The organism is Deltaproteobacteria bacterium CG11_big_fil_rev_8_21_14_0_20_49_13, assembly GCA_002796305.1.
GTDB lineage: Bacteria > UBA10199 > UBA10199.
In genome coordinates, this window is the sequence record PCWZ01000004.1 from 1956 (window position 1) to 11880 (window position 9925).

11 protein-coding genes are annotated in these 9925 nt (G+C 49.2%); 8 read left to right on the top strand and 3 right to left on the bottom strand.

Features of this window, described 5'->3' with window-relative positions; all coding sequences use genetic code 11:
• Positions 1–788, bottom strand: a 788-nt coding sequence (locus tag COV46_00170; protein PIR18399.1) for a hypothetical protein, incomplete at its 3' end; no start/stop codon positions are given.
• 143 nt (positions 789–931) lie between these two features.
• Here COV46_00170 and COV46_00175 point away from each other — a divergent pair.
• Positions 932–1519, top strand: a complete 588-nt coding sequence (locus COV46_00175; protein ID PIR18400.1) for a hypothetical protein — start codon at positions 932–934, stop codon at positions 1517–1519.
• Complete coding sequence (locus COV46_00180; GenBank protein PIR18401.1) at positions 1474–2208, top strand: hypothetical protein; 735 nt, start codon at positions 1474–1476, stop codon at positions 2206–2208. The genes COV46_00175 and COV46_00180 overlap by 46 nt, the downstream gene beginning before the upstream one ends.
• 51 nt (positions 2209–2259) lie before the next feature.
• Here the strand turns inward: COV46_00180 and COV46_00185 are convergent, their stop codons facing one another.
• Positions 2260–3546 carry an MFS transporter gene (locus tag COV46_00185; GenBank protein PIR18402.1) on the bottom strand — a complete coding sequence of 429 codons (1287 nt, stop codon included), beginning with the start codon at positions 3544–3546 and terminating at the stop codon, positions 2260–2262.
• A gap of 43 nt (positions 3547–3589) precedes the next feature.
• Between COV46_00185 and COV46_00190 the strand changes: the two genes are divergently transcribed.
• Together COV46_00190 and COV46_00195 are read left to right on the top strand one after the other, a co-directional pair.
• Entirely contained in the window at positions 3590–3868 is a 279-nt protein-coding gene (locus COV46_00190) for a hypothetical protein (protein ID PIR18403.1), read from the top strand.
• A 2-nt stretch (positions 3869–3870) separates the two neighbouring features.
• Positions 3871–5556: a hypothetical protein gene (locus tag COV46_00195; GenBank protein ID PIR18404.1), complete on the top strand. Its 1686-nt coding sequence runs from the start codon at positions 3871–3873 to the stop codon at positions 5554–5556.
• Here COV46_00195 and COV46_00200 read toward each other — a convergent pair.
• Positions 5553–5720, bottom strand: a complete 168-nt coding sequence (locus tag COV46_00200; protein PIR18405.1) for a rubredoxin — start codon at positions 5718–5720, stop codon at positions 5553–5555. The two genes, COV46_00195 and COV46_00200, sit on opposite strands and share 4 nt — an antisense overlap.
• Positions 5721–5882: 162 nt before the next feature.
• Here COV46_00200 and COV46_00205 point away from each other — a divergent pair, with 162 nt between their 5' ends.
• The 4 genes from COV46_00205 to COV46_00220 all read left to right on the top strand — a co-directional run bounded on the left by COV46_00205 (position 5883) and on the right by COV46_00220 (position 9667).
• Positions 5883–6236: a hypothetical protein gene (locus COV46_00205; GenBank protein PIR18406.1), complete on the top strand. Its 354-nt coding sequence runs from the start codon at positions 5883–5885 to the stop codon at positions 6234–6236.
• Between the two features lie 3 nt (positions 6237–6239).
• Complete coding sequence (locus tag COV46_00210) at positions 6240–7343, top strand: hypothetical protein (GenBank protein PIR18407.1); 1104 nt, start codon at positions 6240–6242, stop codon at positions 7341–7343.
• A gap of 33 nt (positions 7344–7376) precedes the next feature.
• Positions 7377–8408, top strand: a complete 1032-nt coding sequence (locus tag COV46_00215; GenBank protein ID PIR18408.1) for an L-threonine 3-dehydrogenase — start codon at positions 7377–7379, stop codon at positions 8406–8408.
• A gap of 68 nt (positions 8409–8476) precedes the next feature.
• On the top strand, positions 8477–9667 hold the full coding sequence (locus COV46_00220; protein PIR18409.1) for a glycine C-acetyltransferase: 1191 nt from the start codon (positions 8477–8479) through the stop codon (positions 9665–9667).
• Positions 9668–9925: the final 258 nt, after the last annotated feature.

Below are 9925 nucleotides of genomic sequence, written 5' to 3' on the forward strand. Positions count from 1 at the left end.
TGACGGCCCTTAAGGCTTGTGGGGCAAATGATGTCTTTCCACGATGTATCCAACGAATCACACAGGGCTTTTTGCAGATTGGCTAATGATACTTTACAAACATGTTCCGACTGATACTGCACATCTCCCCTGTCCCCATCTTTGATATCCTTGACAAAATTCCACTCTATCCATTCTTCAAAGTTCTTGCTGCTGAACACGGACGGCGACCTTGCGGCATCCAGTCTCTGTTGCAATTCTTCGGGCACTCCTTCCATGACAAATTGATTGAATTTTCTGCGGGCTAAGTTCCTTCTCTTCCCAAAATAGGAAAGAACCCTGCCGGTTGAGAGCCATTTGCGGCCGCCCTCTTTTAGATAATCTCTATGAGATGACCACTCATATCTTTCCGGCCGTGTCACCAAGCCTGCCTTCACTGCATTAAGATGAATGTAACGAACAAGCTCAACAAGATACGCATCCTCCTCGACAAGAATCGCTTTATAGCGTCCGCGAAACAGATGACCATCTCGCTGTGAATGCCTATTAAAACGCTGGGTGTAAACACCATTAATGTGTCGCATGGCACGGGAAAGGTTTGCTCTCGGTGTCTCCATGAAAAGATGATAATGATTGGGTAATAAACTAAAACTGTGAATCCTGATCTCCCAAAGGGCAATAGATTCAACGAGAAGGTTGATAAATATCTTGTAATGTTCGCGTGATCTAAATATCGGCTGACGGGCATTGCCGCGATTCATAACATGGTAAAAAGCGCCTTCATATTGCATGCGTAGTGGACGTGCCATGTCGAATCAATGCACTATCAGCGACCAAGAGTAAAGAGTAAAGACTTGACCCCTATTAACTTTCCACAGAACCGGCTGGAGGCCCCACAATTAAAGCGCCGCGTTTTCCCGTAACACCTAATATCAAAAAACGTCTACGGTCGATGATCGAAAGCAGGCGAAATCCCCTCATAGTTTTCACGACCGGCGGTGGGAACGGAGCATCAACGGGCAGGATCCCATTCGAAGCGATAGCAAAAGCCCTGGATGGCGATAAAGAGGCCACTTTTGAAATTACAAGCGGTTTTAAGGTACGGGTCCTGCCGGATCACAAGACGGTATTCTTAGTGATACCCGAAGGTCTTTCTGCCGCGGACCGCATGACACTCGCCCATCCTCCTTCAAATCTTATCAAGCGCTGGCTCGATCCGGTAAAACTATCGTGGCTGAGGCGGGTCAATGAAATATGGCGGGAACTGCGTTCTAACATCAATGATCATGTCAAGGGAGAGGTCTTTATTCATCCATTCTTCGAAAAGACCACCATCACCTGGCTCAGCAACGTCTTTGAAGAGTACATGTTGTTCTATTTGAACTTCAAACAGGAGGTGCGGCACTTTTACACCGAGGCAGCTGGACTACCTAGTGCCGAAAGGATCGAACGTGCCAAGCAGAGCTTATTGCAGAAGCCAAGATATCATCCGCAATGTCGAACGCCTTGGCCCCATTCGAGCAAATGCTTCAGAACATGAGGATAATAAAACCGGACGGCGAGTTCCTTGCCAAATGCTTAAAGGCCATTGGCGGAGTTCATGAGGCTAAAAAAGGGTATCAGATAGATTATATAATCGAGACCATTGAAGCCGTGAAGAGCGGCAAGATGGCTGATGATTCGGCCGTGGAATTCGTGAGCAACGGCTACGGGGTAAGGGATATTGTTCGGGATGCCGAGCTGCTGCTTACGGAACTTGCAAAAAGAAAAGGGATGTCTCTCAAAAGTGAGATTGACCCAAGGCTCAGAGATGTAAAGATAAACGACAGCACGGCATTCATAGCTCTCATGGGGGTGGTGCGCGAGCCGGTTCATGACTCGATAAAATATTCCCCTAAAGGCTCCGTAATAACTATTTCGGTAAGACTAGATGAGGATTCAAAAAATGTGGTATTTGAAGTGGTCGACCAGGGTTTCGGCATCAGCCGACTCAACCTATGGTTCATAAACAAAGGTGATTACGGCGGTAATATCCGCGAACATACGGAACTTGAGGGCGTTCGCACCGACGGGAGCGGGTTCGGACTTATGGGCGTAAAGGGAAGGGTCGATTCGCTCGGCGGGGAATTAAAGATCACATCCAAACATTATGAAGAGTCCCCGGGAGAGAACGGAACAACTGTTTCTGTGACCATCCCCGCAGAACACTTTTCAGGGCTCCCAAAATAAAAGACCCGCCCTCATTTTAAGAGAGCGGGCCTTTTCTTTTCATTTCAGATATCAGGCATGTGATTCGCACGCACAGCAAGAAGCGGCGGTTTCGGCAGCCTTCTTAGGCGCCCGCACGGCAGATATAAGCAGGGCCGCAACGAGACATGACACGCCGCAGATGGTGAATGCCAGCGGGAAGTTGCCAAGGTCGCCGAGCTTTCCGCCAAGTATGGGACCGAAGATGCCGCCCACTCCATAGGCCAAGAATACCCAGCCATAGTTCTGTCCGACCGATTTCGTTCCAAAGGTGTCGGCAGTTATATAAGGGAACAGGGCAAAGTTACCGCCAAAGTTGAAACCGATAAGTGTCGCGCCAAGGTAGAGTAGCACAGGAACGGCGGCCATCCATTGAAAGCAGATAACTACAACACCCTGAAGGGCCATCATGAGAGCTATTGAGAGCTTTCTGCCTATCTTGTCGCTTATCGTCCCCCACGCGATACGTCCTATACCGTTAGCCAGCGAAAAGAAGATGGCCATTGCGGTCCCGGCTATAGCGCTCGCTTCGACCTCGCTCATTCCAGTTGCCGTCAGTGCCTGCATCGGGAAGAGCTTCATAAGTCCAATGCTCATAAGTCCGGCGCTTGCGCCAAATGCGAACGTGAGCATTATCATATAATATTGGGATGTGCCAAGCATCTCGCGGCTCTTGAACTCCACGGTTCCGGCAACGTGTTTACCTGCCACCGCAACCGGGGCCGTCCACCCTTCCGGCTTGAAACCTTCCGGCGGAAATGTCATCCAGATACCGCCTATCAAGACGCTTACTAGAAATATCACACCATAGAGCATAAACGTTCCACTAAGGCCGAAGACGTCCGGCTTTAAAAAATTGCCCCACTCACCGGCCAGTTTCACCCAGAGCATAGCGCCGAAACCGAAACCTGCAACAGCAAGACCTGTTACCAGACCCTTTTTATCGGGAAACCACCTCATTCCGACCGCAATGGGAACTACATAGGCAAGGCCTATGCCTGCGCCGCCAACGAGCCCCACAAATATAAAGACGGGCCAGAAGCTTGTTCCTCCGAAAAGCCCTGCCAGAATATACCCCGCTCCAAGCACAAGGCCGCCGGCTATCGCCAGCTTTCTGGGCCCTATCTTAGGCATGAGTCTTCCGGCCAACACCATCACCACAGCAAAAGCGGCCAACCCAGCCGAAAAAACCGTCTGTGTCTCTGTCTTTGTCCAGCCTGCTTCAACAAGCGGCTTTGTAAATACCGACCATGCGTAAATAGCCCCCAAAGAGAGCTGTATAAGGATGGCACCGAACACCACCCACCATCTGTTCTTCATATACACTTCCTCCTTTTATTGATTTGAGCGCCCTGTCGCTAACATGACGAAAATCAGAAGTCAACTTGACTCTTGCGAAAATACCTCTATATTAGGCACCATGCCACTATACGAGTATAAATGTACGAATTGCCAGAAGATTAGCGAGTTCATATTGAGGCAAACCGAGGCCCCCACGGAAGGATGCCGCCACTGCGGAGAAAAGAAGATAGAGCGGGTCCTTTATTCGACCTTTGCGATAGCGGGGGCCGGTTCCAGCGCATGCGAATCGAGCAATTTCTGTAGCGATGCCCACAAATGCGGCGGCGGTTGCAAACACTAAAAATGACGAAAGAGTTAAAACCCTTTAAAGACATCCTCGGGTTACCCCCGGAAAAAAGGCTCGAAGCGGTCCTTAATTCAAGTAACCCTGCGGCCCTTGTAAGATCAATGCCCGAAGAAGAGGTGTGGCTCACCATTAAAAAGCTTGGGCCCCACGATGCCCTAGCGATACTCGCGAACACGTCCGTCGAACAGGTTCAGTACATCCTGGATATCGAATTTTGGAAAAAGGACCGGTTCATTCCGGAGCAATCGCTTACATGGCTCTCTCATCTTAAAGATTGCGGAGAAGAAAAGGTCCTCGAATGGGTCCATGAAACGGACGCTGATTCCGTGATTCTTGCGCTCAAAGATTTCATACACGTCAAAAAGAAGGAGACGTCCGACGACAACCCTCTTGAACATGACTGGCCATACCACTTAGCTCCCCAAACAATGGACGGCTCGTACTATTATCAGGCATTGTCTGAAAGAGCCGATGAGGTCGTAAGGCCCATATTTGAGATAATAGCAAAAAACGACCACGCATTCTTCATGAAACTTTGCAATGCGATGATGGCCGAGATCAGGTCCAACCTTGAAGAGGCGGCATTCACATGGCGCACCAAAAGATTATCTGAAAAAGGGTTTGTGAGCATCGAAGAGGCGCTTGAGGTCTACAGATACTTGAACGACAGACAGATGTCATCTCTTCCAAAACGCCAGACGCTCTCGCTGGAAGAGACAGAAAAGGCCGCACTCTATCCCCTTGCCCTAGGAGGCGAAGAGTATCCGGTCTTGATGCTTGCCCTTGGAAGCCTGAAGAATGACGAGGTGGCGGAAGATGTCGCAAAAGAGATAGCAACGCTTGCGAACAAGGTAATAATGGCCGACGGAAGGGCGATAACTCCGGAAACCATCACGGCATGCCTTAAAAAAGTGATGGCCTACGTCAACATCGGCCTTGAACATTTAAGCGGCGCCGATATCCATAAGGCTGGCGATGTCCTTCGCGAAAGATGGACGATGAACCTCTTTCAGATAGGCTTCAGCCTTGTCTCAAGGCTTCGTCAGCACGCCAAGAAATTCTTAACATCTGGATGGCCCGCAGAGCTCGGCGGGGATCTGACCCTTTTGGAGCCTTCGCTCGCCTCAAAGATAAACGCGCTCCTACGAAGAAGACCCCTCTATTTTTCCGGCGAGTTCGAAGAACCTGCGTACCGCGATTTTAAGAGCGTCGATGAGGCAAGAGAAGTGAACATCGCCATAGAAAAGGCCGAGTTCATAGGCGACATGATTAAGGGTGTGTTCAAGGTAAGGCTTTCCGAACTGAAAAGTCTTGTAGCCGAGCGCGAGAACATGACCTTTTCGACCATCCTCTTGACCGCTTGGGCAAAGGGTGTGGTCTCGGGGAATTATAAGTTCGCTCCGCTGACAGAAGAAGAGCTTAAACTCGCCGTGAAAAAGGTCTTTGGAAAAGAGAACAAAGGTTCCTCTATTCGTGCGTTCAAAATGGATTCGCCGGTGAAGTTCCACAAATGGCTTTTGGAACATCAGCTAGGCATAAGCAAGGAAGAAGAAAAACTTCTAAAAGGGTTTCTTGACGAATGTTTCAATGGATTTATAGAAGAGTTCTCGGAACTTCTGGGCAAAAAAGACCTCGACCGGAGATTCATCCAGTCGGTCTGGGTCGTGCCTTCCGCAGATTAGTGTTTGATAGGCTCGAACATGTCCTTGCCCGCTCCGCATTCGGGGCAGACCCAGTCTTCAGGTAGCTGTTCGAACGGAACTCCCTTTTCCACACCGTTGTCGGGGTCGCCTTCTACCGGATCATAGATATACTGACAGACCGTGCATTCGAATTTGTGATGCATAAAAAGTCTCCTTTTTCTATTGCCCATCTAGCGTAATTGATTTAGTTTTGCAAGGAATAAGGGCCAGTTCCCCCCTTAATGAACTTTTATATACAATGATGGTGACCTTGCCGTTATGGAAATGGAAGCTGGCCCTATCTGGGGAGATTTGCCAGGAGGCAAATTAAGATGGATAAAATAGAGTTTGAAAAGGTGGTGAAAAAGGCGCTCGAAACGCTTCCGGAAGAGTTCGCAAAGAACCTTGAGAACATGGAAATAACGGTTGAAGACGCTCCTGGGGCCGGCCGATTCAAGAACCACATACTATTGGGACTTTATCAGGGCATCCCCCTTGAAAAACGCGACAACTATTATGCGGGCGTGTTGCCGGACAAGATAACCCTCTTTCAGAAGAACATTGAGGCGATAAGCCCCAGCCAGGATGAGATGATCGAACAGATACAAACAACGCTTTTACATGAGCTCGGCCATTACTTTGGAATTTCGGATAAAAGATTAAGGGAAATGGGGTATTGATCCATGAACATACTAAAAGATGTCCTTTCGATCCCAACTGCACCGTTCCATGAAGGTCTCGTTGCGAAATATGTAAAGAACACCTGCAAAGGACTTGGGCTGAAGATCCGTTCCGACGGATCGGGAAACCTTTTCGTCCGTTATAAAAAGGGCCGCGGAAAACAGCCGGTGATCCTCACCTCTCACATGGACCACCCCGGGTTCGAAATAATAAAGGGGGGCGATAAAAAATGTACGGTCGGGATTCTGGGAGGCGTTAACCTAGATTTTTTTGCGGGCGCCCGCGTTGCCATTAATTCAGCAAGAGGCATTATAAAGGGCGTTGTTGCCAAAAAACCCCTTAAGAAAAAGTGGATGGGAAAGCCAACGTTCGAGATCAACTGTCATCCCCGCGCAAGCGGGGATCTGGTGAGCTCGCTGGATTCCCGCTTGCGCGGGGATGACAGGGTTCGTAAGGGCTTCTTTGGCTGGTACGACCTCCCCGGTTATATGAAAAAGAAGGGGCTGATAATCACAAAGGCGGCCGATAATGTGGCAAGCGTTGCCGCCCTTCTTCAGCTTCTTACAACGCTCAAAAAGCGGTGCGCCTCGGCCGATGTCACATGCGTCTTTACACGTGCGGAGGAGGTCGGTTTCGTTGGATGTACGGCACTTGAAAAGGAAAAGATATTTCCAAAGAACGTTCCCATAATAGTCATCGAATGCAGTTCGGCAAGCGGCGGCAAGGTTGAAATCGGCGGGGGTCCGGTGATACGCGTCGGTGACAAGATGTCATGTTATACTCCCGAAGTGGATCTCTGGCTTAGATCTCTCTCTAAAAAATTAAAGGTCCAGCGGGCGCTCCTGGCCGGAGGGACCTGCGAGGCAAGCGTGTGGATGCTGAAAGGATACAGAACGGGCGGCCTTGCATTTCCCTTAGGCAACTACCACAATAATGCCGAAAAAACTTACGGACCGGAGTTCATAAGCCTGAAGGACTACAAGACCATGCAAAAACTCCTGATAACCATGGCCCTGTCCAAAAAAGGCTCATCTCATATCAGGGCGAATCTCGCACCCGTAATGAAGAATTACCGCCTCTGGGGTCCAAAACTAAATAGTCGTTGACCTAATATTTTAAACGCATTAAACGCATTTCACATGAAAGCCCTCCAAAAAGCCAGCCCCCAAAAGGGATGCAAGATAATAGAAGCGCCCGTTCCAAAGGCCAAGGATGATTACGTTGTCTGCAAGGTGCTTGCTACTTCCATCTGCGGGACCGACGTTCACATCTATAACTGGGACCGGTGGGCGCAAAATCGCATTAAACCACCGATGATATTCGGGCACGAATTCTGCGGTGAGGTGGTCGAGGCGGGCCCGGAGGTCAGGAACATCAAAGTTGGCGACCGTGTCTCTGCCGAGACGCATATCCCCTGCCATTCCTGCAAACAGTGCAAGAACGGAAAGATGCACATCTGCAAAGACCTTAAGATACTTGGGGTCGATATCAACGGATGTTTTGCCGAATATGCAACGCTCCCCGAGATCTGCTGCGTTAAGACCAACCCCGCGTTGCCGCCCGAGATATGCTCCGTAATGGAACCTTTTGGAAATGCGGTACATGCGGTATCCAGAAGTAACGTTAAAGACAAGGATGTGTCCATAGTGGGCGACGGACCTATCGGTCTTTTTACGGTCATCGTGGCAAGGGCACTGGGCGCCAGGAGGATATTTGCGGTTGGTGCGCAGGATTACCGCCTAAGCCTCATGAAAAAGCTGGGTCCCGACTATCTTTTTGACGCAAGAAAACACGATGTCGTTAAAGAAATAATGTCCTTAACTGACGGAGACGGTGTTGACATAACTTTAGAGATGAGCGGAGCCCCCGCGGCAATATTTGCCGGCATTAAGTCGACCACCCCCGGCGGAACTCTCACACTGTTCGGAATACCTTCAAAACCGGTCGAAATAGATCTGGCTGGGCTCATATTTAAAGAGATACAGGTTACATCCATCGTAGGCCGGCATATGTTCGACACATGGGACCAGGTGAACGAGCTCCTCAACTCCGGCAAGGTCGATCTTCGCCCCCTTCTCACCCATACATTCCCGCTGGAAAAGATAGATACCGCGATGGAACTTTTAAGGCCCGATAATATTCAGGCGGGGAAGATAGTTTTAATACCGTAACTCGTAACTTGTAACTCGTAACTTGTAAAAACAAATCACGAATTACGAATTACAAATTACGAAAAAATATGTACACACATCTCAAGCCGATCATCGAGAACGAACTTAAGGGAATTAAAGAGGCCGGTCTGTGGAAAGAGGAGTGGCCTATTCTTTCACAGCAATCGGCGAACATTCGCGTGAAACAGGGCGAAGTAATAAACTTTTGCGCAAATAACTACTTGGGCCTTGCGAACAACAAAGAACTTATCGAAGCTGGTAAGAGGGCCCTGGATAAATATGGCTACGGAATGGCGAGCGTCCGCTTCATCTGCGGAACCGGCGATGTCCATAAAGAGCTTGAAGAGACGATATCAAAGTTCTTCGGAACGGAAGACACGATACTTTACGGTTCCTGTTTTGACGCCAACGGCGGACTGTTCGAGGTCCTCTTAAACGATCAGGATGCGATTATCTCAGACCAGCTAAACCACGCATCTATCATAGACGGCGTGAGGCTCTGCAAGGCAAAGCGCTTCCGCTACCTCAACTCCGATATGAACGACCTTGAAAAACAGCTGAAAGATGCCGATGCCGGGGGCGCAAGACTTAAGATGATAGCGACCGATGGCGTCTTCTCGATGGATGGATATATAGCAAAGCTCGATCAGGTATGCGATCTGGCGGAAAAATATAATGCGATAGTAATGGTAGATGATTCGCACGCTACCGGATTCATAGGCAAGACCGGTCGTGGGACACCTGAACACTGCGGTGTCATGAAACGCGTTGATGTCATCACTTCTACCATGGGTAAAGCCTTGGGCGGCGCATCCGGTGGTTTTACGAGCGGCAAAAAGGAGATGATCGAACTCTTGCGTCAGCGTTCCCGCCCTTACCTCTTTTCTAACACGCTTGCACCTACCATAACCGCGGTCTCAATTGAGGTGTTCAAAATGCTTTCAAGATCAACATCTCTCCGGGACAAACTTGAAGAGAGCACCCAATATTTCAGGAACGGTCTAAAGAGGTCAGGCCTAACTATAAAAGAAGGCGTCCATCCCATAGTCCCCATTATGTTCGGCGATGCCAAGCTTGCCGCAGATGTATCCCGAGACATGCTAGGCGAAGGAATATATGTGAAGGGCTTCTCCTATCCCGTCGTTCCAAAGGGGGAGGCGCGCATTCGCACACAGGTCTCCGCCGCCCACACCAAAGAACACTTGGACAAGGCCATTACCGCCTTCGCCAAGATCTGCAAGAAACACTCGGTTATTTGAACCTTATTAAAAAATCATTTACATAACGAGCCATATTGAGTATAATTACTCAAGTAATTGAGCAATTTGTAATGAAGGGGCTAACCATGTATAATCGTTCATATTTACAAGGTATAGTTAAACGTATTAATGAGCCAAAACGGTTCATTCAGGTGATATCAGGCCCAAGACAGGTTGGAAAAACCACGCTAATTCAGCAGGCTATCAAACAGGTTAGTGTTCCGTAAGCGCCTAGCGAACCGCATCTGGCTGGCGGGT

What these genes read in the sequence shown, in the direction of transcription:
- COV46_00175 (PIR18400.1), top strand. Translation starts at nt 932, where the DNA reads ATGATCGAAAGCAGGCGAAATCCCCTCATAGTTTTCACGACCGGCGGT.
- COV46_00180 (PIR18401.1), top strand. Translation starts at nt 1,474, where the DNA reads ATGTCGAACGCCTTGGCCCCATTCGAGCAAATGCTTCAGAACATGAGG.
- COV46_00185 (PIR18402.1), bottom strand. Translation starts at nt 3,546, where the DNA reads ATGAAGAACAGATGGTGGGTGGTGTTCGGTGCCATCCTTATACAGCTC.
- COV46_00190 (PIR18403.1), top strand. Translation starts at nt 3,590, where the DNA reads ATGACGAAAATCAGAAGTCAACTTGACTCTTGCGAAAATACCTCTATA.
- COV46_00195 (PIR18404.1), top strand. Translation starts at nt 3,871, where the DNA reads ATGACGAAAGAGTTAAAACCCTTTAAAGACATCCTCGGGTTACCCCCG.
- COV46_00200 (PIR18405.1), bottom strand. Translation starts at nt 5,720, where the DNA reads ATGCATCACAAATTCGAATGCACGGTCTGTCAGTATATCTATGATCCG.
- COV46_00210 (PIR18407.1), top strand. Translation starts at nt 6,240, where the DNA reads ATGAACATACTAAAAGATGTCCTTTCGATCCCAACTGCACCGTTCCAT.
- COV46_00215 (PIR18408.1), top strand. Translation starts at nt 7,377, where the DNA reads ATGAAAGCCCTCCAAAAAGCCAGCCCCCAAAAGGGATGCAAGATAATA.
- COV46_00220 (PIR18409.1), top strand. Translation starts at nt 8,477, where the DNA reads ATGTACACACATCTCAAGCCGATCATCGAGAACGAACTTAAGGGAATT.